This window comes from Pseudomonas sp. S2_B10 (genome assembly GCF_054668425.1).
The window spans coordinates 459,407-485,541 of the sequence record NZ_CP162768.1; the positions used below are offsets into that span (position 1 = coordinate 459,407).

General features: G+C 60.0%; 15 protein-coding genes. 7 read left to right on the plus strand and 8 right to left on the minus strand.

The genetic code is table 11. The features are described from left to right. Positions 1-151 precede the first annotated feature (151 nt). A complete protein-coding gene (locus AB4O45_RS01880; RefSeq protein WP_460161004.1) occupies positions 152-8,803 on the minus strand; it encodes a two-partner secretion domain-containing protein in 8,652 nt (2,883 codons plus the stop codon). A gap of 25 nt (positions 8,804-8,828) precedes the next feature. Beyond that, on the minus strand, positions 8,829-10,535 hold the full coding sequence (locus AB4O45_RS01885; RefSeq protein ID WP_460161005.1) for a ShlB/FhaC/HecB family hemolysin secretion/activation protein: 1,707 nt from the start codon (positions 10,533-10,535) through the stop codon (positions 8,829-8,831). A gap of 223 nt (positions 10,536-10,758) precedes the next feature. Here AB4O45_RS01885 and AB4O45_RS01890 point away from each other — a divergent pair, with 223 nt between their 5' ends. Next, positions 10,759-11,577, plus strand: a complete 819-nt coding sequence (locus AB4O45_RS01890; RefSeq protein ID WP_095180222.1) for an alpha/beta fold hydrolase — start codon at positions 10,759-10,761, stop codon at positions 11,575-11,577. A gap of 115 nt (positions 11,578-11,692) precedes the next feature. Continuing rightward, positions 11,693-12,316: a glutathione S-transferase family protein gene (locus tag AB4O45_RS01895; RefSeq protein ID WP_460161006.1), complete on the plus strand. Its 624-nt coding sequence runs from the start codon at positions 11,693-11,695 to the stop codon at positions 12,314-12,316. A 12-nt stretch (positions 12,317-12,328) separates the two neighbouring features. On the opposite strand, the gene ptrR is transcribed toward AB4O45_RS01895, so the two are convergent. Further along, entirely contained in the window at positions 12,329-13,207 is an 879-nt protein-coding gene (gene ptrR / locus AB4O45_RS01900; protein ID WP_038862196.1) for a putrescine utilization regulator PtrR, read from the minus strand. A 103-nt stretch (positions 13,208-13,310) separates the two neighbouring features. Here ptrR and AB4O45_RS01905 point away from each other — a divergent pair, with 103 nt between their 5' ends. Continuing rightward, positions 13,311-14,702, plus strand: a complete 1,392-nt coding sequence (locus AB4O45_RS01905) for an aldehyde dehydrogenase family protein (RefSeq protein WP_310216493.1) — start codon at positions 13,311-13,313, stop codon at positions 14,700-14,702. A gap of 252 nt (positions 14,703-14,954) precedes the next feature. Here the strand turns inward: AB4O45_RS01905 and AB4O45_RS01910 are convergent, their stop codons facing one another. Then, positions 14,955-16,124, minus strand: a complete 1,170-nt coding sequence (locus tag AB4O45_RS01910; protein ID WP_252886359.1) for a DUF1624 domain-containing protein — start codon at positions 16,122-16,124, stop codon at positions 14,955-14,957. A gap of 170 nt (positions 16,125-16,294) precedes the next feature. Between AB4O45_RS01910 and AB4O45_RS01915 the strand changes: the two genes are divergently transcribed. Both AB4O45_RS01915 and AB4O45_RS01920 read left to right on the plus strand, forming a co-directional pair. After that, positions 16,295-16,891, plus strand: a complete 597-nt coding sequence (locus tag AB4O45_RS01915; RefSeq protein ID WP_041480769.1) for a paraquat-inducible protein A — start codon at positions 16,295-16,297, stop codon at positions 16,889-16,891. Next, the gene (locus AB4O45_RS01920) at positions 16,888-17,574 is read left to right on the plus strand and encodes a paraquat-inducible protein A (protein WP_150741026.1); all 687 of its coding nucleotides are present in this window, start codon (positions 16,888-16,890) and stop codon (positions 17,572-17,574) included. Before AB4O45_RS01915 ends, AB4O45_RS01920 begins: the two co-directional genes overlap by 4 nt. Here AB4O45_RS01920 and ydiJ read toward each other — a convergent pair. Next, positions 17,507-20,533 carry a D-2-hydroxyglutarate dehydrogenase YdiJ gene (ydiJ, locus tag AB4O45_RS01925; RefSeq protein ID WP_252886360.1) on the minus strand — a complete coding sequence of 1,009 codons (3,027 nt, stop codon included), beginning with the start codon at positions 20,531-20,533 and terminating at the stop codon, positions 17,507-17,509. The two genes, AB4O45_RS01920 and ydiJ, sit on opposite strands and share 68 nt — an antisense overlap. 157 nt (positions 20,534-20,690) lie before the next feature. On the opposite strand from ydiJ, the gene AB4O45_RS01930 reads away from it, so the two are divergent. Beyond that, complete coding sequence (locus AB4O45_RS01930) at positions 20,691-21,575, plus strand: LysR substrate-binding domain-containing protein (protein ID WP_236168672.1); 885 nt, start codon at positions 20,691-20,693, stop codon at positions 21,573-21,575. Positions 21,576-21,677: 102 nt separating this feature from the next. Here the strand turns inward: AB4O45_RS01930 and AB4O45_RS01935 are convergent, their stop codons facing one another. Then, positions 21,678-22,952, minus strand: a complete 1,275-nt coding sequence (locus AB4O45_RS01935; protein ID WP_095180228.1) for a glucarate dehydratase family protein — start codon at positions 22,950-22,952, stop codon at positions 21,678-21,680. Between the two features lie 30 nt (positions 22,953-22,982). Continuing rightward, complete coding sequence (locus AB4O45_RS01940; protein WP_041480776.1) at positions 22,983-24,350, minus strand: MFS transporter; 1,368 nt, start codon at positions 24,348-24,350, stop codon at positions 22,983-22,985. A gap of 119 nt (positions 24,351-24,469) precedes the next feature. Between AB4O45_RS01940 and AB4O45_RS01945 the strand changes: the two genes are divergently transcribed. Then, a complete protein-coding gene (locus tag AB4O45_RS01945) occupies positions 24,470-25,369 on the plus strand; it encodes a LysR family transcriptional regulator (protein WP_252884376.1) in 900 nt (299 codons plus the stop codon). A 140-nt stretch (positions 25,370-25,509) separates the two neighbouring features. On the opposite strand, the gene AB4O45_RS01950 is transcribed toward AB4O45_RS01945, so the two are convergent. After that, the gene (locus AB4O45_RS01950) at positions 25,510-26,115 is read right to left on the minus strand and encodes a DUF6338 family protein (RefSeq protein ID WP_016775068.1); all 606 of its coding nucleotides are present in this window, start codon (positions 26,113-26,115) and stop codon (positions 25,510-25,512) included. Between the last annotated feature and the right edge of the window lie 20 nt (positions 26,116-26,135).

Below are 26,135 nucleotides of genomic sequence, written 5' to 3' on the forward strand. Positions count from 1 at the left end.
CCATGTCCCTGCGAAGCGTCGTAGATAAACGCAGGAAAATTAGTCCTCCCTCTTACGATAGAAGCCTCAATTAACTCGTAAAGACCCTCATAATCTGCGTCAGTTGAAGAAAATGATTCCTTGAGAACCTCTAACCAAACCAAATCAGCCATTATTTCGTCCTCGGCGGCATAGTAATAAATGAGTTTGTTATATCTCCAGTTTTGCTATCACGCGTCACTTGAAAGTAATAACCATCAACTTTGATACTGGCCTCCCTCATGGCTGGATTAGCTCTGAACAAAGAGCCAGCTTCGACTGCCGCCCTGCTCGACATATCAGCCACCTTGATATCTGACAGAATTTTCGAATCATAAGTTGTTTTGGTGGATTTGGACTTGTATCCACCGACCAACTCGCCCCGAGTGTTAGTTTTAGGCAACTGATAACTATACTCCACAAGGCCAGGATAACGGACATCCGTAGTTTTATTGGAGATTTTTGCCCCAGTTTTTTCAACCGACTCCAAGAAGGCATCGCTGTTATGAGCACCAGAAATCGTCCCCGCCTTACTATTACGCACGCCAATCTGGGTGTTATGACTAAGAACTTTCTCGCCAAAATCTTTCAAAAATGTAGAGGTTGCCTGACCTCCAACGGTGGCTGCCCCCTCTGAACCTATCGCTGCCGGCCTAACGACTGCCGCAATCTGCTCAGCCGTTAGCTTAGCCCCAGTTTTCGCTTCGATCTCCATCAAACCGCGGAGATCACTCAGTTCCTTGGCTGCGGCCCCACCTGCTGTGGCCCCTAACCCCACGGGAAGTGCCTCCGACATTCCTGCCTCAGCGGTCCAGATCGCGACTTCGTTCGCGCACAGCACTGGGTTTGCTGCACAAGTAGCTGCACCTCTCGTGGCCAACTGTCCAAGCAAACCAATCGCTTCCGGCGCAAGAGCAATAATTCCCGCTGCAGCCAACAATTTCACCGCATTAGCCGGATCCCCTTTCGGAAGGTGGTCGAGGACCGCTCGCGTCCTAGCGTTGGTCGAGTCGGCGATATTGCTATGAAGGAATTGATCTGTGATCCCCGAATCGTCATTTTCCCAAAGTTTATTTAATGCAAGAGAGCCTTCATCAATCTCAGCCTTGATCTGCGCGCAATCGCCGGTCGCCCAACAGTTATTGAGCCGCGCCGTGTTATCCGCATCACGCTTGGCAAACTCAGCTCGAACAGCATCACAGTTGTCTTTACACTCCTTAAGCGCTTTCTCGAGGTCTTTTACATCCTGGTGATTCAGGAAGTTGTACTGTGTCGCGTTGTTGGCAACCCAAGAAGCGTTTTCCAATGACTCTTGATCAGTATTGCCCAGTGCAGTTGCGGAGAGCACCCCCACTATCTGCGACCCCATGAGCAACAACTCGGGATTGCCCTTGAACCATTTGTTCATCTCACCAACAAGCGCTTCATTCGCACCAGCCGCCAACGCGCCTGTCGCAAAATCCCCGCCGGTCATCTCCGACAACAGCCCACCCACCGCCGCATGAATGATGATTTTGCCCGCTGAGCCATCATCCAGAACGCCCTGCGTAAGATCGCCCACCATGTTGAAGCTGAACGCCGCGACGGTATTGAACAGAGCCGTCTTCAGAACGTCACCGGCACTTGCATCGCCGCCGACTGCCTTGGTGATCAGCGCGGAAGTGCCACCCTGGATGATTTGGCTTCCAGCAAATCTGCCGACGCCCTCCCACGTGGCTAACGACGGGCCGAGCAACTTTCCGGTATTCGGATCGTATTTCATACCCGTCAGCTGGTTCAGGTATTCGGCCATCAATCCGGCTGTCACTCCGGAAATCACATAGCCCTTCAGTGCATCGGATGAAGTAACGTCCGCGAAAACCGCTCCAAGGTTTCCGCCGTTATTGATAAAACTGGTCGTGGCATTTGTGGCTGCACCTGTTGCCACAGCGGCGAGGCCTGCGGCCCAGGCTGTGCCCATGCTCGCGCTTAGCGAAGCGAACGCAGCAGGCCCGACAAAGGCAGCCATCACGATCGCAATAATCATCTGCGAAGCCGGGCCAAGCCCCGAGTTGCTGTATTTAAACGACTCGTGAATCTCCTTCACGCGCCGCCAATCAACATCTCCCCGAGCCTCCGCATCCTTCAACCACGCCAACTGCGGATCAGCCTTGACCATCGCATCAATGGTCTGGCTGACGGACTCCTGACTCACATCCTTGATATCAATCTTCAGCCCATCGACCGCTTTCAGGACGATGTTGCCCTTGGCAATCATCTGCGTCTGGCGCAGGGTTTCGTCGGTGTTGCCGCGACCCTTGGCCGAGACCCATGCGGCGTTGTTGTTGGTTTTGGTATGGCTCTCGTCATGCAGATCCTTCACCCCTTCGAAGGTGATGGCGCCGCCGCTGTCGAGGAGGATGTCCTTGCCGCTGTCGAGTTTGGCCACCTGGTAATGCTGGTCGCCCAGGCTGACCAGAGACAGGTTGCCGCCGGTCTTGATTTCGCTGCCGACGTGGGTGACCTGGGTGACTTCGTCGCGCTGGAGTTTCAGGTTGCCGAAACCGCCCTTCTCCTTCATGTCGTAGAGCGTGTGGTCCTTGTTCTGCGCGGCCAGCAGATTGAGGTCGTTACCGGCGTAGACGTAGGCTTCATTGCCTGCGCTGATTTTGCTCGAGATCAGTGTGGTGTCACGCCCGGAACTGGTTTTTACGTCGCCGCCGGCGATGAACTCAGCTGCTTTCTGAACAGTGTGGTCATCCTGTTCATGGACGCGTTTCTTGCCGTCCTTGCTATGGGTTTCGACGTTGTGTTCATCCCCGGCCGAGGACATGTTGATGTCGCGCTTGGCCTCGGCGGTGAGGTTGCCGGTGGCTTCGGCTGTGCTGGCGACGACGTTGATGTCGCGACCGGCATCGAGCTTCAGGTCGCCGCCGGTTTTCACTGTCGACGCGAGGTTTTCCACCGTGGTGGTAATGACTGAGCGATGGCCGCCATCGAACGATTCGTGGAGTTCGTCTTCGTCGCGTGTCGCCAACAGGTTGATGTCGCGCGCTGCACTCAGGCTGGCGTCACCGCCGCTGCTGATGGCAGACGCGTTGGTCAGATCCTGTCCGGACTTGATGGTCAGGCTGTCGCGGGCGCTGATGATGCTGCCGTCGTCGACGAGGGTGCGCATGCCGTTGCCATCACGCACCGCGATGGCGGTGCGATCGTTGACGATATCGCCCTTGAGTGTCGTCAGTTCGACCTGATTGCCACGGATTTCGCCGGCCAGTGCGTTGCGAATGCTGTCGGTGGCCATGAGTTTGATGCGCTCATCGGCTTCCACCAGACCGCCCTGATAGAGGCTGCCCTTGACGTCGACGGACACGTCGTTGCTGGCCTTCAATGTGCCGACGTTGACCAGATCGCTACCGGCCAGCATTTCCAGATCTCGGCCCTGAATCAGGCTGCCACCGCGCACGTTGCGCGACTCGGCCTGCGCCAGATACAACACCGGCACCAGCACTTTCTGGCCGTCGACGATGCGCTCTTCCATCCAGACAATGTCGTGGGTCAGCGCAGCGACCTGCGCCGAGGTCAGGCTGACGCCGACAGAGAGGTTCAGTTGGTTTTTGCTGGCGAGAGCGTTATCCATCAGATAACGAAATTGCTCGTAGTCGTTCTCCAGTCCACCGGCGAGAAAACGCTGGCCGGTCTGGGCCATGACGGCGTCGCTGATCAGCCGCGATTCATAACGACCGTCACCGAGGCGACGCGCCGCTTCATCGGCGCTGAAGTCGAGCTTGCCGAGCAGGTAGTCGGAGCTCATGAAGGCCGTCGTCTGGGTCAGCTCCGGATTGGTTTCGATCAGATAACGGCTCTGCGGATTGGTGCTTTGCACGAACATGCCGTACGGGCCTTTCGGCAACCGGAAGGTCGAGGAAGCGGTCGGGTCGACTGCGGCGAACGGCACACCTTTGAAGTCCACCGGTGTGAAGCTGATCTGCTTCACGCCATCGGCGTCGACATGCTCGATACGGGTAACGGATCTGGAGGTTTGGGCGACAGCGTCGGTGCTATGTTTGCCCAGGTTGATGTTGATGCCGCCGACCGCGTCAGTCTGGTCGCTGGCCAGGGAACCTGTCAGTTGATCATAAGTGTTGTCGTATAGCGTGCCGTTCTGGATGCTGTTGGTGACGTCGAGCTTGACCTTGCCGCCGGCCTGCATCACCGCAGCGTAAACGGCGTTACCGTTTGCATTCCAGGTGGTGACGTCACTCATCAAAGAGAATCGCGAATCACTGGAGCGACTGATCAGTTCATCGAACCGCGCCTGATCGAAGTTGCCGGCCGCGGCAGCCGCGTTGAACGCCGGAACATCGACGAACTCCATCTTGTCCCAGAGGCTGTTGTCGATACGCCCAGGGGTGCCCCTTTTCACCACTCGCGTCCCCGAACGCGACTCCGCGCCCTGGTTCAGCAGGCTGTCAGCCGTCACGGTCAGGTCGCCGTTGGCGGCCAGCAGGCTGTAACGGTTTTCAACCTGGTTGGCGTGGATGGTGAAGTTCTTGCCTGCCACGAATCGCGCCGCGCGCGAGTCCTTGAGCACCTCGTCGTTGAATTGGGTAGTGATGGTGATGGTGCCGCGCTTCCAGCCATCACCACCATCGCAGTGCTGACCGCACACCCAGCTCAAACTGCCGGACGACTGACCGGAAGTCAGCTCGAACTCGGCTTTGGCGTTTTCGAAGGAGACCGCGTTGATGTCGACGTCACCCTCGCCTTCGATGGTGCCCGACAAGTTGCTGAACAACGCCGCGCGCCCGCCATCGACAGCGTCGAAGCTCATGTTGCCGCGGCTGTAAATATCGCCGTAATAGTTATTCAGGCTGTTGCCGTGCAGCTTCATCGTGCCGCCGCTGAACAGCAGCGTGTCGGCATCGTTGTAGAGACCGTTGGCGGCGGTGAATTCGAGATCGCCTTGGGCGCCGAGGGTACCTTTGTTATTGATCCGTGCCGCCGTCACCGTGAGGTTCTGATTGGCGATCAGGCGACCGAGATTGTCCAGTGTGCCGCGCAAGGTCATCACGGTGTCGCCGCCGCTAACCAGTCGCCCGTCCTGCTGGATCACGTCGTTGGCGCTGATCGTGAGTTTCTGCTGCGCGGAGACTTTGCCGCTGTTGAGCAGATTGCCGCCAAGGGTCAGCGCCAGATCGCCGCCGCTGAGCAATTGTCCGGCATTGTTCAGGTTGGCCACGTTGAGGCTGAGCGCCGAAGCACTGGCGATCCGTTCGCCAGCATTGAGCGTCAGGTTCTGCGCACTGGTGTAGGTCAGCCCGCCGTTCAGTTGCCAGGTTCCAACACCGTTGACCGAGCCGACATCCCATACACCATTGCCCAGCCCGGTGAGACTGCCCTGGTTGTTGGCCAGTTGGCTCACATCCAGGTCGAAAAGGCCCTGTGCCGCGTGGCGAACATTGCCGCTGAAGTTATTGATTTCGGCACCGGATAGCAGCAGGTCCTGACTGCCGATTTCGATCACGCCGCTCTGGTTGTTCAGATTGCCGGTCAGCTTGATCTGACTCGCAGCGCCACCGAGGGCGCGGAGCTGGCCGCCGGCGCTGTTATCCAAGCCGCTGGCAGTCAGCTTGAGGCTGTTCGCCGATTCGATCAGGCCGCCCTGATTGAGAACCTGCCCGACGGCTTCGAGCCCCAGCTGATTACCGCTGATCTCGCCGCCGGTGTTGTCCAGGCTGGTACCAGTGAAGATCACCTGATCCTTGCCGAACATTCTGCCGGCGCGGTTAGCCAAGCGCGTCACGGTCAGCGTCAAGTCATCAATCAGGCTGGAAATCAGCCCGGCCTTGCCGCTGGCTGCACTGTTGTCGAGGTCGGCACTGGTGATGCTCACCGAGTCGGCTTGCAGCGTGCCGCCCTGGTTTTGCAAATTGCCGTTGTTCAGCGCCAGTTCGGCATGGCTGCCGTTGGCCAGAATCACACCTTGCTGGTTGAGCAGTGTTTTGCCAGTAATCTTCAGGCCGTCGCTGCCAGCGATGATCTGCCCGGCAGCGTTGTTGTTGATCCAGGCGCTATTGATGTCCAGGCGCTTGCCTTGCAGGGTGCCGCCCCGGTTATCCAGCGAGGTCAGTTGATCAAGGAGCAAGCGCTGTGCGCCAGCATCGACCAGACCGGTGACGTTGCTGAAAACTCCGGCAATGTTGAGGACGACATCGCCGCCATTACCGACGATGCCGCCCTTGTCGTTGTTGCCAAGTTGTTTGGCATTGATGTCGATAGCGTTGCCGAGCAGGACACCGGCGCTGTTGTCGATCTCGTCACCGTCGATGTGCAACTGACCTTCGCTCTGAATCCGGCCCTGTTGATTCAGCAGTTGCGACTGGCTTGGTGCAGTTTGCTTGAGGATCAACCGCGCGCCATCGGCACCTGCGGCCAACAACCCGTTGGCACGGTTATCAAGGCTGGCCGCGTGCAACTCCAGGCCGTCGGCGATCATCCGCCCGCCACGGTTGTCGACGTATCCGTCCTTGGCCACCACCAGCAATTGCCGGGCGGCGACTACACCGCCACGGTTATCGATAGAGCTGGCACGCAGTTCCACATCGCCTTTGATGGATTGCAGACGGCCCAATGCGTTGTTCAAGTGCTGCTGGACGAGGAGCGTCAGTTGCCCGGTTTCGGCGCTGAGCGTGCCGTCGTTGTTGCCGATCAGATTGCGCAGGTTTGCGTCGACGATGCCGCCCAAAAGTTGGCCGCTGGCGTTTTGCAGATCTTGCGCGGTCAGGCTCAGGCGATCGGTCCCCTGGATCAGGCCAAGGCTGTTATCCAGGTCTGCACTGGAAACCACGCTGTCATCGGACGAAATCGCGCCTTGCGTATTATCCAGCGTGCCGCGACTGGCCACCTCGAGGGTTTTGCCCGTCAGACTTGCGTTGCGGTTGTTGATGCTCTGCGCAGTGACGGTCAAGCGATCCGAAGTCTGCACCTTGCCGTCGTGGTTATCGAAATCCTGCATCAGCGTCAGATCAGCAGCACCTTTTTCCGCGCTGATCACACCCTTGGCGCTGTTATCGAGGCGAGTGGCCGTGACGAGAATGTCGTCGGCTGCCAGCGTCCCCCCCTGATTGAGCAACTCCCCTCCCGACAGTGCCAGTGTGGTTTTCGCCTGGATCTTGCCCGCGCCGTTATTCAGACGTTCGCGGGCGACAACCTTGGCCTCACCGTCGCTGGCGCCGATCAGGCCGCCGCTGTTGTCCAGTTGACGGGCGTCCACGTCGAGGCGACCGGCGATCACTTTGCCGCCGGTGTTTTTTACCTCCTGAGCATTGAGCTTGAGGCTGCCGCCGGCGATTTCGATACGACCCTGACGGTTGTCGATGCTGTCGACCACCAGTGTTGCCGCTTGCCCATCGGCGAAGCGAATCAGGCCGCTGAGGTTGACGATGGCCGGCGCGCTCACGACTAGACGGGTTTCACCATAAACACGCGCATTCACACCTTGGTTGACCAGGCGCGCCGCGTTCAGAGTGATGTCTTGAGCCTGCACGGTACCGTTCTGGTTCTCGAACGTTGCGGCTGCGCTGGCGGTCAGGGTTCGGCTGGCCAACACGCTGCCACTGTTGCTCACCGAAGCACTGTTGATCGACAGATCACCCTTGGCGTTGCGGCTGTTGTCTGCGTTCACCCCGGCTTCAATCACACCAGCGTTGGTCAGCCTGCCGCCGCTGCTCAGGCTGACGCTGTCACGGGCAGCGAGGCTTTGGCGATTGATCAGGTCTTCGGCGGTTTGTACGGTGACCTGCGTACCGGCATAAACCGCGCCCTGGGCATCGAGACTTTTGGCCTTTACATCGACGGCATTACCCGCCGTGACTTTAGCCAGGGTCAGCTGGCCATTGGCGTCGATCCGGATGTCACCGGCGCTGGCGGCAAGATCCCCCGCCAGCTTCACACCAACGCCCTGCTCGGTACCGACCAGTTTGATTGCACCGGCATACATGCCGCCGAGCGCCGAGGAGTCGATGGCCAGTTGTGGTCTGGCGCTGCCGTCATCGGCACGGGCGGTGGCACTGAGCGTGTCGGCGTTGACGTCGTTGCGGCCGGTGGTGATGTTCAGGTTTTTTGCGTGGATCTGTGCATTGATCTGCGCACTGCGAGTAATGATTTCGAAACTGTCGACGTTGCTCGCATCAAGACCGACGCCGTCAATCGACACGCTTCCCTGATCAACCTGAAAGCGCTCCAGGCGACCATTGTCGAGCACCGGCTTACCGGTGGTCAGCGTGACACGTGGCGTGTTGATGAAACCGCAACCGTTGCAACTGATGCCGTAAGGATTGGAAACGATCACCCGTGCCGATTGCCCTGCGACTTCGGTGTAGCCGCGCAACTGGCTCGGGCTGCCGCCATTGACTTCGTTGAGGATGGTTTGTGCCGCTGCGCCACGCAGGTTCGGGTTGCCGAGAATGATCCCGCCCAGTTGCGTCTGTTGCATGCGGTCGGTGGCGTTGTTGAGGATGACGCCTTGCGCACCGACGTTGTAGTCGTGGAACTGGTTATGCGACAGGCCACTGCCATTGGGCGCTGCGATGTTGACGATTGGCACGCCATTGCCGGCGCGATCCAGACTGGTGCCGGGTGCACTGACAACGATGCCGTCCGCCTGCGCCCACACCGGTTGCCAGAACATGACGTTCGCCAGCAAAAAGGCCAGACCACGCTTGGGCATGCCGCAGAATTGCTCGCGCTTTTTTACGGCCGCAGAAGGTTGGCTAGCCAGGAAGGCCAGGTGGCGAATGTCCATATCAGAATCTCGAAGCGGGCAAAAATTAAATGAAGAAATCCAGGCGGAAATAGATCGGCGCTTCACGCTCGGTCAGCGCGTCCGGTCGTTCCAGGGAATGCGCGAAAGTCACGCTGGCGGCCACATGCTGACCACGTGCGAACAGCTCCAGCGAGTTGCTCGACATGCGTCCGTGCTGATCGCCGTTGTAGCGATCGCCGCGAATTACGCCTTGGTCGTAACCGAGGCTGGTGCCGTACTCGGCGAACACTGGCCGCAGCCATTCGGCAGTCACCGGGCGGCTCCAGCGCAGGTCGTTGCGCCAGTAACCACCGCTGTCGCCGGACAGCGATTGATCCTTGTAGCCACGGATCGACGCCGAGCCGCCGAGGCTGGTGCGTTGTGGGCTGAACAGCACGTCTTCGCTGCGCTGGCCGGTCATCAGGCTGCTGAAGCTGAAGGATTCGCCGAGCAATTTGAACGGCTGCAAATAGCTCAGGGTTGCGCTGTATTTGCGGTAGCGTGCGTCCGGTTCGCCGGGGCCGGGATCGTGACTGCCCTGCGCATCGAAAGCACCGATGCCCTCCTGCATGCCAGCGTCGAAGTTGACGAAAGCGCTGCCGACACGACGGCCGTGGTTGAAGCCGAATTGCGCTTCGCTGATGCGATTGCTGCTCAGTTTGAGTTTGCTGTCTTCGATGAAGTTATTGCTGCGCAGGTACGAAAGTCCCGCACTGAGGGAGGTCTTGCTGACGGCGTCGCGATGGATCACGCGCTCGGCGCGCAGTTGATGGTTTTCGCTGTCGCCGGTCTGCTTGAAGTTGTAGCCGTTGGCGGCGATCTGCGAGCGGTACTCGCTCTGGCTGTAGGTGTAACTGAACGTCCACCAGCCCCACGGCAGACTGTAATTGAGCATGGCGTTGTTGGAGGTGTGCTGATGATCGGTCATCGCATCGTGACCGCCGCGCAGGCTCAATTGGTCAGCCAGACCCAGCGGGCTGTCCCAATCGAACGACGTGCCCCACTGCTGCTCGCCGGTGCTGCGCTGGCCATCGTTGCTGCGCGACAGGCCGGCGCGCCATGGCTTCTGCGGCGTGTTGGTCACGCGCACCTCGCTGCCGCCGACATTCTGCCCCGGCGCCAGTTCCATTTTGGCCTGGTTGGACGGCAGGCGATTGAGCTGGTCGACCATCTGCTCGATCTCGCGCAGGTTGACCAGTTCACCGCTTTTGCCGGGAAAGGCCATGGCCAGTTCGCGATCCGAGAGCCGGCTGTTTTCCGCGCCTTTCATGCCTTCGAGTTTTCCTTCGACCACGAGCACTTTCAGGTGCCCGGCGGACAGATCCTGTTGCGGCAGATAAGCGCGGCTGGTGACCAGACCTTTCTCGATGTAGTGATCGGTGATGACTTTGAGCAGCTCGTTGAGCTGCGGCACGCCGAGGCATTCGCCGATATAAGGCTTGAGCAGCCGCGTCTTCTCACGCTCCGAGAGGCTGTCGGCGCCCTTGAGCTCGATGTCCTTGATGGTGAAGCAGCGCGTATCGACGGGGGTTGTCGGTTGCGCCGGTTTGGCGTCTTTGCCGGGCAGATCCTTGAGTTCTTCGAGGCGCCGCTGCTGCTCTTCGAGCAAGCGGCTCTGACGTTCGCGGATCAGGTCGGTTTCACCAGGAGTGGGCGCGGCCCAGGCAGATTCAAGCGGAGAAAGGCAAAGCAGCGCCAGGCACAACCGCGCCGTGAAGGCGGGTGAAAACATGTTCGATCCCTCGACATAAAAAGTGACATCAAAATAGTGGCGCGATATTAGAGGGCCATCATTTTGACGTCAAACTTAAGTTTGTTCCGCTCATCGGGATTTGCCGCGCTTTCATACGGGTGAAACCAGCACCTGCGTACAAGTGGCGGGCGCGTTTTGCGCGGATAGTGGCCGTTGCCCATTCGGCATCTATTCTTGCCACACACGATCACAAGGAGTTTGCATGAGCACCTTCAAAACCCAAGACGGCACCGAGATCTATTACAAGGACTGGGGCAGCGGCAAGCCCGTGCTGTTCAGCCACGGCTGGCCGCTGGATGCCGACATGTGGGAATACCAGATGGAGTACCTGAGCAGTCGCGGCTACCGCACCATCGCCTTCGACCGCCGTGGTTTCGGTCGCTCGGAGCAGCCGTGGACCGGCTACGACTACGACACCTTCGCCGATGACATCGCCGGTTTGATCAACCATCTGGACTTGCGCGACGTAACCCTGGTCGGCTTCTCCATGGGTGGCGGCGACGTCAGCCGCTACATCGCCCGCCACGGCAGCGAGCGTGTTGCCGGCCTGGTATTGCTCGGCGCGGTCACGCCGCTGTTCGGCAAGAAAGCCGACTTCGCCGACGGCGTCGACAAATCGGTGTTCGACGGCATCAAGGCCGGCCTGCTGAAAGATCGCGCGCAGTTCATCGCTGATTTCAACGCGCCGTTCTATGGCACCAATCAGGGCCAGAAAGTCTCTGACGGCGTGCTCACGCAAACCCTGAACATCGCGCTGATGGCATCGCTCAAGGGCACCGTCGACTGCGTGACCGCGTTTTCGGAAACCGACTTCCGCCCGGACATGGCCAAGATCGATGTGCCGACGCTGGTGATCCATGGCGACGGCGACCAGATCGTGCCATTCGAAACCACCGGCAAGCAGGCCGCCGCACAAATCAAGGGCGCTGAGTTGAAGGTCTACGCGGGCGCGCCGCACGGGTTTGCCGTGACCCATGCGCAGGCGTTGAACGAGGATCTGCTGGCGTTCCTCAACCGGTAATCCCGCCCGGCAAAAGCCGTAGTCAGATGCTGATGAACCAAGGCCCGCGCGATGCGGGCCTTGTGCTTTGCGCTATGGTATTTTCCTGCGTCCACCACTCGGAGAAGGAAATCCCATGCTGCGAATACTCGGCAAAGCCTCATCGATCAACGTGCGCAAAGTGCTGTGGACCTGTGCCGAACTGGACATCCCGTTCGAGCGCGAAGACTGGGGTTCGGGCTTCCAGTCGCCAAACACACAGGATTTTCTCGCGCTCAATCCCTGCGCCATGGTGCCGGTGATCCAGGACGGCGATTTCACTCTCTGGGAATCCAACACCATCATTCGTTATCTGGCGACGCGTTACGGCGGCGCTCACTTGTATCCGGCCGAGCCCATCGCCCGCGCGCGGGTCGATCAATGGATCGACTGGCAGGCCTCGGAGCTGAATCGCTCGTGGTCATACCCGCTGATGGCACTGGTGCGCAAGTCGCCCGACTATCAGGACCGCGATGCCCTGGCCGCCGGTTGCCGGGACTGGACGCGGAACATGGAAATCCTCGATCGCCAACTGGAGAAGACCGGCGCTTACGTCAGTGGCGAGCAGTTTTCCCTGGCGGACATCCCGATCGGGCTGTCAGTGAATCGCTGGTTCGAAACGCCGCTCGATCACGGGGATCTGGCTGCGGTGCGCGCCTATTACGATCGCTTGAATCAGCGCGACGGTTATCGTTTGTACGGGCGCAACGGCACGCCATAAAGACGTGCTCGATCAGGCTTGCTCACGCACCACGCCCCGCTCTTCAAGCAAGCGCACGAACATGCTCAGACTGCGCGACACTGTGCCCCGGCGCCACACCAGCCAAGTGGTCAGATAGCGGAAGTCCGCGGTCAGCGGCCAGACGCTGACCGTCGCGCTGCCGGGCATGCTTTGCAGCATTTTTCGCGGCATCAGTGCCAGGCCGGCACCGGCGCTGACGCAGGCGAGCATGCCGTGGTAGGACTCCATTTCGAAGATCTTGCCCGGTACGGCAGCGTCAGTGCTGAACCATTTTTCGAAATGATGCCGGTAAGAACAGTTGGAACGGAAGGCGTAGATGTTTTCGCCATTCACGTCCGCCGCACGTTCGACCGGTGAATGATTGAGCGGCGCGATGATGACCATTTCCTCCTCGAACGCCGGCACCCCTTCCAGCGCCGGATGCAGCACCGGGCCGTCGACGAATGCAGCGGCGAGCCGCCCGGACAGCACGCCGTCGATCATCGTCCCCGATGGCCCGGTGGACAGGTCAAGGTCGACCTTCGGGTGTTGCTGGTTGTACGCCGCCAGCAGTTCGGGAATACGCACCGCTGCGGTACTTTCCAGCGAACCCAAGGGGAACGCGCCCTGGGGTTCCTCCCCCGCCACCGTGGCTCGGGCTTCCTGCACCAAATCGAGAATGCGCCGCGTGTATTCGAGAAAACTCCACCCGGCCGGCGACAGGCGCAATCGGCTTTTCTCACGGATGAACAGATCGACGCCGAGATCCTGCTCAAGCTGCTTGATCCGCGTAGTCAGGTTCGACGGCACGCGGTGGATCTGCGTGGCGGCGGCGCTGATGCTGCCGTGCTCGGCCACGGCCTTGAAGATTTCCAGTTGCACCAGATCCAAAGTCATTCTCCAATCGTGAAAGAAACGCTCTTTATTATTCAGTTTCCAGAAAACTAACGCCATCCTACTCTAGGCCCATCCGACGAACCTACAGGACAACGTCATGAGCCAGATTTCCAGCCAGACCCACGCCATCTCGATCAACCCCGCCACCGGCGAGCAGATCGGTGACTACGCGTTTGAATCCGCCGCTGCCCTTGATGCGGCACTGACTCGCGCTGCATTCGCTTTCGGCAAGTGGAAGCGCAAGCCGCTGCAGGATCGTTCGCGCCTGTTGACCGCCCTCGCCGGCGCGCTGCGTGAAACCTCAGAAGCGATGGCAACCATGATCACCCAGGAAATGGGCAAGCCGATCGCCCAGGCCCGTGGCGAAATCGAGAAATGCGCCAAGCTCTGCGAGTGGTACGCCGAACACGGCCCAGCCATGCTCGACGCCGAGGCGACTCAGGTGGAAGGCGGCAAGGCGCGCATCGAGTACCGCCCGCTGGGGCCGATTCTGGCAGTGATGCCGTGGAATTTCCCGATCTGGCAAGTGCTGCGCGGCGCGGTGCCGACGCTGATTGCCGGCAACACCTACGTACTCAAGCACGCGCCGAACGTGATGGGCAGCGCTTACCTGCTGCGCGATGCGTTTGTTCGCGCCGGTTTCCCCGAGGGCGTGTTTGAAGTGATCAACGTGACCCCGGAAGGCGTTTCCACCGCCATCGCCGATTCGCGCATCGCCGCTGTGACGCTGACCGGCAGCGTCCGCGCCGGTATGGCCATCGGCGCTCAGGCCGGTGCGGCATTGAAGAAATGCGTGCTGGAACTCGGCGGCTCCGATCCGTTCATCGTGCTCAACGATGCTGATCTGGATGAGGCGGTGCACGCGGCGGTGGTCGGTCGTTATCAGAATTCCGGCCAGGTCTGCGCGGCTGCCAAACGTCTGATCATCGAACAAGGTGTGGTCGAGGAATTCACCCGCAAGTTCGTTGAAGCGACACGCCAGTTGAAAATGGGCGATCCGCTGAACGCCGACACTTACATCGGGCCGATGGCGCGGTTCGATCTGCGTGATGAACTGGATCAGCAAGTGCGCGACACGTTGGAGGAAGGCGCGACGCTGTTGCTGGGGGGCGGCAAGGTTGAGGGTTCGGGCAACTACTATGAGCCGACGGTACTGGCCGATGTCACCGACCGCATGACCTCGTTCAAGCAAGAGCTGTTCGGCCCGGTCGCTTCGATCATCACCGCCCGCGATTGCGCACACGCCGTGGCCTTGGCCAACGACAGCGATTTCGGCCTGACCGCGACTATCTACACCGCGAACGTGGCGCTGGCTGAGCAACTGACCAGTGAACTGGAAACCGGCGGCGTGTTCATCAACGGCTACTCCGCCAGCGATCCGCGTGTGACCTTCGGCGGCGTGAAAAAAAGCGGCTTCGGTCGTGAGCTGTCGCACTTTGGCGTACGGGAATTCTGCAACGCGCAGACCGTGTGGCTGGATCGCAAATAAGCCGGATGCTGTAAAACCTGTGGGAGCGAGCCTGCTCGCGAAAGCGGTGTATCAAGCGATGAAGATGCCGAATCCACCGGCGCCATCGCTGGCAAGCCAGCTCCCACAAATACTGCGGTGGAAACTGATACAGCAAACACCATAGAACCCTGTGGGAGCTGGCTTGCCAGCGATGGCGGTGCATCAGCCAGCATTTATACCGGCTGATTCACCGCTTTCGTGAGCAAGCTCACTCCCACAAGTCCACGCAATTTACAGATATTTCAGCCAGCTGATGTCCCGCCGCCGCGCTTTCAATGCAGAGAACCAGCGCACCGCCGGGAACAGCACCACGGCAAGAACCACCGCCGCCAGCCACACCGCCGTCACCGTCGAAAAGCCGAAATAGCTGCCCTGATTCAGGCCGAACAGCGCCACACCGATCAGGTACAACACCTTCAACACATACAAGTGCAGCAGATAGAAAAACATCGGTGCCGAGCCGAACACCGTCAGCCAGCCAATCCAGCGGCGACTCTGCACGCGCTCAAAGGCGAGCAACAGCAACAGCCCCACGCTCACAGTCAGCGCGATGAACAGCAGCGATGGCGGGTATTTGGTGATGTTGAAAAAGCTCATCAGTGTCTGCACCAGCGAATCGCTGATCGCCCACGGTTTTTCGCCGTAGCCGTTAATCAAGCGCAGCACCACAAATCCCAGCAATCCACCGACCCCGGCAATCAGCAAACGACGCTGACGCACCGCCGCGTCCATGCCGCGAGCAAACCACGGCCCCAGCGCATAGCCCAGGCCGATTACACCAATCCACGGCAGCAGCGGGTACGAGGTGCGCAGGCGCAGGGTTTCGCTGATCTCGATCCAGCCTCGATCATGCAGAATCGCCCAAGGCACATGCAGCGCCGACTCGACCGGGAAATGCAGCGTATCAAGCAAGTTGTGCCCGGCGATGATCGCCACGCTCAGCGTCAGCAGCAGCGCACGTGGCAACCAGACCAGCAGCGCCAGCGCGATCATGCTCAGGCCGATCGCCCAGATCACTTGCAGGTAAATCACGCTCGGCGGCAACTGGAAGGTCCAGGCGAAGTTGACCAAGGTGAACTCCAGCGCCACGAGGAACAATCCACGCTTGAACAGAAACGCGCTGACATCGGCTTTACCGGCGTATTTTTCGCCGTAGAGCCATGCCGACAAACCGGTCAGCAAGACGAACACCGGCGCACACAGATGCGCCAGAGTGCGGCTGAAAAACAGCGCCGGCTCGGTGCTGGCGATGTCCATCGGATCGTAGACCTGGCGATGCAGCAGGAAGGTTTCGCGCACGTGATCGAGCAGCATGAACAGGATCACCAGGCCTCGGAGCGCATCAATGGACAGCAGCCGGCCAGTCGTCAATGAGGCAGAACGGGGAAGCACTGGGGTCATGGATCTTTCGCAATCGAGAGGGATAACACCGGACAGCCACAACGCCGCCCGCAAATTTCGCGTTACCTTATAACACCAGAAAAACAAAACCCAAACATGCAGCATCGAAGTTGCCCATCAGCGCCAGCCTTCTATAGTGAACAGATCCGCCCTGCCCTTGAGCGCTGTCCATGGTCAACACCGAACACCTGATCATTTGCGAGCACTGTGATTGTGTGTACGAGAAAGTCGTGCTCGCCCAACACCAGAAAACCCTGTGCGTGCGCTGCGGTGGCGTGCTGCAGCGCTTCAACGGCCTGACCATCGAGCAGCGTCTGGCGCTGACGTTCACGGCGGCGATGCTGTGGCTGTTCGCCAATTTCTACCCGGTGATGAGCATCAGCCTCAAAGGCATGAAAAACAGCGCAACCCTTTGGGATTCGGTGCTTGCTCTGAGTCAGGGGCCGATTACGTTCATTGCAATGGTCGCGGCGATTGCGATCATCATCGCCCCGGCATTTCAGCTGGTGTTGCTGGTCTGGGTGTTGAGTTTTGCCCTCGGCCTGCGTCGGGCACCGGGGTTCAATCTGTGCATGCGCTGGCTGGAAACCCTGCGCCCGTGGAGCATGCTCGAAGTGTGTCTGCTGGGGGCGATGGTCGCGGTGTTCAAACTCGCCGGACTGCTCGATGTGCTGCCGGGGATCGGCCTGTTCGCCCTGGCGGTGCTGAGCCTGATGATGATCCGCATTGCCGGCCGGGACATTCGCGAACTGTGGGACATTTTATGAAGCGTCCACCGACCGCCAGCGAACTCAACCTGTGCCTGTGCCACAGCTGTGGCCTGGCCTGTGACATGACCGACGAGCCACACCAGTGCCCGCGCTGTGATGCGCCGTTGCACCGGCGCAAGACCAATTCGCTGGCGCGCACCTGGGCGTACATGCTCGCCGCGCTGGCGTTTTATGTTCCCGCCAATCTGCTGCCGGTGATGAATACCGTGATGCTCGGCAACGGCGCCGACAGCACGATCATGAGTGGCGTGCTGGAGTTCTGGGAGGCCGGGGCGTGGGATATTGCGCTGATCATTTTCATCGCCAGCATCGCGGTGCCGGGAATCAAATTCGTCGCCCTGACCTTGCTGCTGGTCACCGTGCAGCGCAACAGCGATTGGGCGCGCAGGGAGCGTTCGAAGCTGTACCGCTTCGTCGAACTGATCGGCTACTGGTCGATGCTCGATGTGCTGGTGGTCGCGCTGGTCGCGGCGCTGGTGAAATTCCAGGCGCTGGGCGATATCGAGCCACGACCGGGCATCCTCTTCTTCGGCCTGGTCGTGGTGTTCACCATGCTCGCGGCGATGAGTTTCGACCCGCGCCTGATCTGGGACAAGGACACCAGCGACACGGTCAGCGACGCAGGGTCTGGAGCAGCACCTGCAACGGATGGCGCAGCGCCTGATCCGACTGGCGCTTGACCTGGCTGCGGCAGGAATAGCCGGTCGCCAACGCCTCGCCCTGCTCCGCCGGAGCCTGCACCTGACGCGCCCACGACTGCTCATAAATGATTGCTGAGGTCTGGCGATTACGTGCTTCGTGGCCGTAGGTACCGGACATGCCGCAGCAACCGGTGGCTTGCGTGGCCAGCTGCAAGCCGGCCCGTTGGAACACCTGTTCCCATTGGCGGGTCGCGGCCGGCGCGTTGGTTTTCTCCGTACAATGGGCGAGCAGACGGAACGCTTTCGGCTGAGCATCAGGCGTCCGTTCTGGCATGACCTTGAGCAACCATTCCTGCACCAGCGCCACTTCAGGACATTCATTCAGGCCCGGTACTTTCAGGTATTCCTGGCGATAGACCAGAGTCATCGCCGGATCCAGCCCCAGCAAAAGCACCCCGGTCTGCGCCAGCGCCTGCAACTGCTCAGCATTACGCAAAGCCGCGCGATTGAACGCCGAGAGAAAGCCCTGCACATGCAGCGGTTTGCCATTGGCGCTGAACGGCGCCAGATACACCTGATAACCCAACCGCGAAATCAGCTCGACCAGATCAGCCAGCAGCGGCGCTTCGAAGTAGCGGGTGAAGGCGTCCTGCACGATAACCACGCTGCGTTCGCGTTGCTCTGGGGTCAGCGCCGACAGCGTTGCAACCGTTGCTGGCTGCACCTGCCAACGGCGCATCGCTGCGTGGAAATCGAAACGGCTGAGCAACGGCACATCGACCATGCCACCGATCCGCGCCAGTGCGCCACGCACCCAGCCAGCGCCCATCAGACCGTTGTACAGCGCCGGAATCCGCGCCATATAGGGAATGGTGTATTCCAGCGAGGCAATCAGGTAATCCCGTGCCGGCCGCAGATAACGACTGTGATACAGCTCGAGAAAACGCGAGCGGAATTCCGGCACGTTGACCTTGACCGGGCACTGCCCCGCGCAGGATTTGCAGGCCAGGCAACCGGCCATGGCGTCATACACTTCATGGGAGAAGTCCGCCGACGGATCGCGGCTGTTGCGCCAGCGCTGCCACAGCGAGCGGAAAAAAGCCGGTTTGCGAATCGCATCCGAGAGCACGTCGACGCCCGCCTCGCCCTGCAACCGCAGCCATTCACGAATCAGCGAAGCGCGGCCCTTGGGCGACTGCGCGCGTTCGCGGGTGGCTTTCCACGACGGGCACATGGCGTCATCGGGATCGAAGTTGTAGCAGGCGCCGTTGCCATTGCAGTGCATGGCCGCGCCGTAGCTTTGCCAGACTTTCTCGTCGATCTGCCGATCCAGCTCGCCGCGCAGGGTCACTTCGTCGATCTTCAGCAATGCCGCGCCGCCGTTGGCCGGCGTGGCGATTTTGCCAGGGTTGAACTGATTGAGCGGGTCGAACGCGGCTTTCAAGGCTTGCAGCGCCGGGTACAACTCGCCGAAGAATGCCGGCGCGTACTCCGAACGCAGGCCCTTTCCATGCTCGCCCCAGAGCAGGCCGCCGTAGCGCTGGGTCAACGCGGCGACGCCATCAGACACCGGGCGTACCAGCGCCGCTTGCTGCGGGTCTTTCATGTCGAGAATCGGCCGCACGTGCAGTACGCCGGCGTCAACATGGCCGAACATACCGTACTGCAAACCGTGGCTGTCGAGCAGCTCGCGCAGCTCGGCGATGTATTCGGCCAAATGCTGCGGCGGCACTGCGGTGTCTTCGACGAAAGGCTGCGGGCGGGCTTCGCCGGCGACGTTGCCGAGCAGGCCCACCGCCCGTTTGCGCATGCCATAGACCTTGTTCACCGCTGCCTGACCGATCGCCAGTGTATGTCCGAGGCGCTCCACGGTGCGGTCGCTTTGCAGATGTTCGAGGAACGCTTCGACGCGGCGCTGCAGGTCTTCGGGATCGTCACCGCAGAACTCGACCAGGTTGATGCCCAGAGTCGGTCGCTCAGGGTTTTCGGGAAAATATTCGGCAACGCCGTGCCAGACGATGTCCTGCATCGCCAGCAGCAAGACCTTGGAATCGACGGTTTCAATCGACAACGGCTTGAGCGCCATCAACGCCCGCGCATCGCGCAGGGCATCCATGAACCCGGCGTAGCGGATATTCACCAGCATCGTGTGCTTGGGAATCGGCAGCACGTTGAGCCGCGCTTCGACGACGAAGCCCAGCGAGCCCTCCGCGCCACACAGCACGCTGTTGAGGTTGAAGCGCTGGTCGGCCTCACGCAGGTGCGCCAGGTCATAACCGGTCAAGCAGCGGTTGAGATCCGGAAAGCGTGCCTTGATCAGCTCGCCCTGTTCATCAATGATCTGCCGCGCACAACGATAGACTTCGCCGACCCGATCGTCGCGGGCGCACTGCGTTTCAAGCTCGTCCTCCGTCAGCGGCAGACCGTGCAAACGCTCGCCGCCGCGCAGGATCATCTCCAGTTCCAGCACATGGTCGCGGGTCTTGCCGTAGGTGCAACTGCCTTGGCCACTGGCGTCGGTATTGATCATGCCGCCGACCGTGGCGCGATTGGAGGTCGACAGTTCCGGGGCGAAGAACAGCCCGGCGGATTTCAACGCGGCGTTGAGCTGATCCTTGACCACCCCGGCCTGCACCCGCACCCAGCGCTGTTCAACGTTGATTTCCAGAATGCGATTCATGTGCCGCGACAGGTCGACGACGATACCGTCCGTCAGCGATTGACCGTTGGTGCCGGTGCCACCGCCACGCGGGGTGATCACCACTTTCTCGTACGCCGGTTCGGCAATCAGCCGTGCGACACGTGCCACATCATCCGCATCCAGCGGAAACACAGCGGCTTGCGGCAGGCGCTGATAGATCGAGTTGTCGGTCGCGAGTACCACGCGGCTGGCGTAATCAGCGCTGATTTCACCGCGAAAGCCGCTGTCTTTCAGGGCGGCGAGGAATTGTTGGTAATCGCCGGTCAAGGCTTTGGCGGGCGACAGCTGGGCAATCATTGGTCGGGTTATCTCGGTCAAATCGGGCTGTGTAGCGGTGAACAGTTGTGCGCAAGGAATGATTGCGTCAGGCTCCGCCATCTGATTGCGCCCATGTTCATTGCTGGCCAGCCATGGAACAAGCGTAATTTCGACCCGCTATCGATGAGTTTTACGAATGAATCCGCGCACCCTCACACCGTCCATGTCGCTGCTGCTGGCTTTCGAGGCCGCCGCTCGTCATGAGAGTTACACCCGCGCCGCCCATGAACTGTCACTGACGCAGAGCGCGGTCAGCCGCCAGGTACAGATTCTCGAGAAGATGCTCGGCATGCGCTTGTTCAGCCGCGAAGGCCGGCAGGTGGTGCTGACGGATGTCGGGCGCATGTATCAGCGCGAACTCAGCGAAGCCCTCGGGCAGATTCGCAGCGCAACCTTGCAGGCAATGGCGTTTGGTTCGGGCATCCACAGCCTGCGCCTGGCGACGCTGCCGACCTTCGGCTCGAAATGGCTGCTGCCACGGTTGAAGGATTTCTACACGGCGCACCCGGGCATGACCGTGCACCTGCACTCGCGGATCGAAACCATCGACTTCGATACCAGCGAAATCGACGCGGCGATCTGCGTCGGCGGCGGTGAATGGCCAGGCCTGACCGCCCTGCCCCTGCACACCGAAGAACTGGTGGCCATTGCCAGCGCGCAGTTGTCGGCAACGGAACGCGAGGAGGCCGAACGGCACATTGCCGGGCAGTTGCTGCTCAACGTCAGCAGCAATGCCCAGGCATGGGCGGAATGGTTCAGCCATCACCAACTTGCGCATCGCAGCATGCGGATCGGACCGAGCTTTGAAATGACCTCGCACTTGATCCAGGCGGTACGCGCCAATATCGGTGTTGGCCTGGTGCCGCGAATTCTGGTCGAAGACGAATTGCTCAAGGGCGAATTGCTGCAACTGGGCGAGCCGATTACCAGCCGACGCAGCTATTACCTGGTGTATCCGCCGCGTAATGAGAATTTGCCTTCGTTGAAGGCGTTCAGGGATTGGCTGATTGATACCCTCTGAAGGATCGAGTCGCGGCCATTCGCGAGCAGGCTCGCTCCCACAGGGAAACGTATGTCAAGTGTGGGAGCGAGCCTGCTCGCGAAGAAGCCAGTCGCAACGAACTTAAAACCTCGGCTTGACCGCCCGCCAATCCGCCTTGTACCGCTGCATCTGCCGCACATCATCGCGCTGGCGAATCCCGCACGTCAGGTACTGGTCATGCAGCTTGGCCAGTTGCTCATGGTCCAGTTCCAGCCCCAACCCCGGCGCACGGCTGATCTTCACACAGCCATCGACAATCGGCAGCTTGCCGCCCTTGATCACTTCCTCGTCCGGCTCCTGCCACGGGTAGTGGGTGTCGCAGGCGTAATCCAGATTCGGCACCGCCGCCGCGACGTGCGCCATGGCCATCAGGCTGATGCCCAGGTGCGAGTTGGAATGCATCGACACGCCGAGGCCAAACACATCGCACATTTTCGCCAGCGTCTGCGTATCCCGCAGGCCACCCCAATAATGGTGGTCGGCGAGGACGATTTGCACGCTGTTCTGCGCAACGCTGCGGCGGAACTCGTCGAAATCGGTGACGACCATATTGGTCGCCAAGGGCAGACCGGTGCGCTTGTGCAGTTCGGCCATGCCATCAAGGCCCGGGGTCGGGTCTTCGTAATACTGCAGATCATCGCCGAGCAGTTCGGCCATGCGAATCGCCGTCTCCAGCGACCAGTTGCCGTTCGGATCGATGCGAAGCGGAAATCCCGGAAAGGCTTTCTTCAGTGCCTTGATGCATGCCACCTCATGCTCCGGCGGCAAGGTGCCGGCCTTGAGCTTGATGCTCTTGAAACCGTACGCCTCGATCATCCGCGCTGCCTGCGCGACGATCTGTTGCTCGCTCAGCGCCTCGCCCCAGTTGTCCGGCTTGTAGGGGGAGTCGATATGTTCGGCGTATTTGAAAAACAGGTAGGCGCTGAACGGCACTTCATCGCGGATCGCCCCGCCGAGCAGGTCCACCAGCGGCACGTTCAGGTAGTGCGCCTGCAAATCGAGAAACGCCACTTCGAATGCCGAGTAGGCATTGCTCACCGCTTTGCTGGCGTGGGAACCGGGGGCCAGTTCGGCACCAGCGACGCCGGCGGGTTTATTCGCCGCCACGGTGGCCTGCACGATCGCGCGCAATTGATTGAGGTTGAACGGATCGAGGCCGATCAACTGGCTCTGCAATTGTTGCTGGATGGCCAGCGCCGGGGCATCGCCGTAGCTTTCGCCGAGGCCGATGTAGCCGTTGTCACTTTCAATCTCGATGATCGAGCGCAGGGCAAAGGGTTCGTGGATGCCGCTGGCGTTTAGCAGTGGCGGATCGCGAAAGGCAATCGGGGTGACGCTGACACGGGTGATTTTCAAGATAACGCTCCTGACAGATCAACAATCGATTCAGTGGCTCGCAGCCGGACGAGCCGGCGCCACAACGGCGGCTTCGTCACTTGGCTTTGCCGGGGTTTTATCTTTGGCGCCAGGCGCCGTGCGGGCGAAGAAGATCACCACGGCAGCGATCAGCGATGTCGCCGCCAGGCCATACAGGCCGCCCTCGATGGAGCCGGTGGTTTGTTCAAGGATGCCGAACGCGGTCGGCGCGACGAAGCCGCCAAGGTTGCCGATGGAGTTGATCAGCGCGATCACCGCCGCAGCAATGCGCGCATCCAGATAGCTCTGCGGAATCGGCCAGAACAGCGCCGACGCCGCTTTGAAACCGATGGCGGCGAAGCAGATCGCGACAAAGGCAAACACCGGCCCGCCGGTGGTCGACATGAACATACCGATGGCGGCGATCACCAGGGTCAGCGCGACCCAGGCCTGCTGGAATTTCCACTTGCCGGCCAGCGCCGCGAAGCCGTACATGGCGACAATCGAAATGATCCACGGAATGGAGTTGAGCAGCCCGACCTGGAAATCACCGAGGTTGCCCATCTTCTTGATCATGCTCGGTAGCCAGAAGGTTGCGCCGTAGATGGTCAGGGCAATGGAAAAGTAGATGAAGCAGAACAGCGCGATCTGCCGGTCGGCCAACAGCTTGAACATCGACGGCTTGGCGACTTGTACCGCTTCGCGAGCGCGCTGCTCCTCGGCAATCGCCGCGACCAGCGCTTCACGCTCCTCCTCGCTCAGCCACTTGGCTTGGCGCGGGTGCGATTGCAGCCAGAACCAGACGAAAGCACACAGCACCACCGACGCAGCGCCTTCGATCAGAAACATCCACTGCCAGCCGTGCATGCCCAATCCGCTGATATGCAACAGCGCACCGGACACCGGGCCGGAAATGACCGAGGCAATCGCCGAGCCGCTAAGGAACACCGCCATGGTTTTGCCGCGCTCGGACGCTGGCAGCCATTGGGTGAAGTAGTAAATGATTCCCGGGAAGAACCCGGCCTCAGCCGCGCCAAGAATAAAGCGCAGTACGTAGAAACTGGTTTCGCCCTGAACAAAAGCCATGGCCATGGCCGCAGCGCCCCAGGTAAACATGATCCGCGTCAGCCAGACACGCGCGCCGTAGCGCTGCAACAGCATGTTCGACGGCACTTCGAACAGCGCATAACCGATGAAAAACAGTCCGGCGCCAAGTCCATAAGCCGCTGCGCCAATGCCCAGATCGGTCTCCAGATGACTGCGCACGAAACCGATATTGACCCGGTCGATGTAGTTGACGATGAACATCACCACGAACAGCGGCAGTACGTGGCGTTTGACCTTGGCGGCGGCGCGGGCGAGCACCGTGATGTCCGGCGGACTCTGGAGGGTTTTCAAGGGGCGACTCCCGATCTTGTTTTTTTAGGGATGACTTGAAGCGATGAGCCGATCATGGACGTCGTGCATTGATCCCGTCTAATCTAAACAGGCATTCGATTGATACCCGGATTAGATCAATGTTCGAACTCACCCAACTGCGCTGCTTTACCACGGTCGCCACCGAACTCAACTTCCGCCGCGCCGCCGAGCGTCTGAACATGACGCAGCCGCCGCTGAGCCGGCAGATCCAGTTGCTGGAGCATCACCTTGGCGTCGAGCTGTTCACCCGCAGCACACGCAGTGTTGCGCTGACGGCGGCAGGCCGGGCATTTTTCGTTGAAGCGCAGAATCTGCTGGAGCGCGCCCAGCAAGCAGCGATCACCGCACGCCGGTTTGCCGAGGGCGATATTGGTTCGGTAAACATCGCGTTTGTCGGCAGCGCGGTGTATGAGTTTCTGCCCAAGGTGATCGCCGAAGCGCGACTTAAACAGCCCCAGGTGAAAATCGATCTGGCAGAAATGAACACCTATCAACAGCACGAGGCGTTGCGAGCTCGCCGTATCGACCTGGGCATCGCACGGGCGCCATTGCAGGAACCGGGCTATTCCACCGAATGCCTGGTGCGCGAACCATTTGTGCTGGCAGTGCCCAGCGGGCACAAGTTGGCAAACGCGACTGAAGTGTCTGTCGCCGATCTGGATAAACAACCGTTCCTGATGTACTCCCATGAAGCCTATCCGCCGTTCAACGAACTGTTGACCGGCACGCTACGCTCAGCGCGGGTGGCGCCGGATTACGTGCAGTGGCTGGGCTCGTCGCTGACGATTCTGGCGCTGGTCAACGCTGGCATGGGTCTGGCGCTGGTACCGCGTTGCGCTACCAGCGTGGTGTTCAGGAATGTGGTGTTTCGCGAGATCGATCTGGGCGAAGGGGTGCAAAGCGAACTGCATCTGATCTGGCGGGAGAACAATGACAACCCGGCGTTCGCGATGTTGCTGGAGGCGATTCGCCGGGCGGTGGTGCAGGGTTGGGGCTGAAAATTATTGTGGCAACCTGTATTTGAGCGGAGGCGGAGCGCTCGGGGCTTTGATCAACGGCTCCTCCAGCGGCTTGCCGTCAGGCCCTGTGAACAGGCGTTCGTATTGCTTTGGCATTGGTCGCGGTGCTCTTGCAGTCGTCATGATGAACCCTCTGATACCGGGCTGAATTCAACCCACTTAACTTGCGCGGAATCTATCAGCAAAATTTCGGCACCAAAAGGAGTCGACTTGCCATCGTCATTGACCCAACGTGGATTCTGCATCACGAACTGGCCGCAACTGGATTCGGACGGCCACTCGACAGGCCAGCCAAACACGCGCCTCTCGTCATGTAAATGCAGGGTTATGAACCGGTCGAATTGGGCAAAGGCGCAGAACCATTCACTAGGGAAAGAAGATTGTTTCGTGACGTTTCGCTTACGTAACCAGCCGTGCAATTTGTCACTCGTAGCCAGGTAACAGGCAAACAATCCCAGCATCAGCGAAAACACAAATGCCCAGAGCGTTTGCGCCCGATCATCCCAGTTTCCTAATGAAAAACCCTTCGAGCCAATCCACAAACAGAGGTTGCCCACCGCCAACACCGCGCCCTGAATCACAAATGTGAATATCAGCGCCTGCACGATCTGGCCGAACGTATCCGGTCGCTTGAATGCCGTAAGTGAATAGAAGATCCAGGTCGATAGAAAACCTGGGATGAGATACTGCAACAGCGGAATGATGTCCTTGACCAGATCATCCATGATCCGAGACTCCTTTCAGT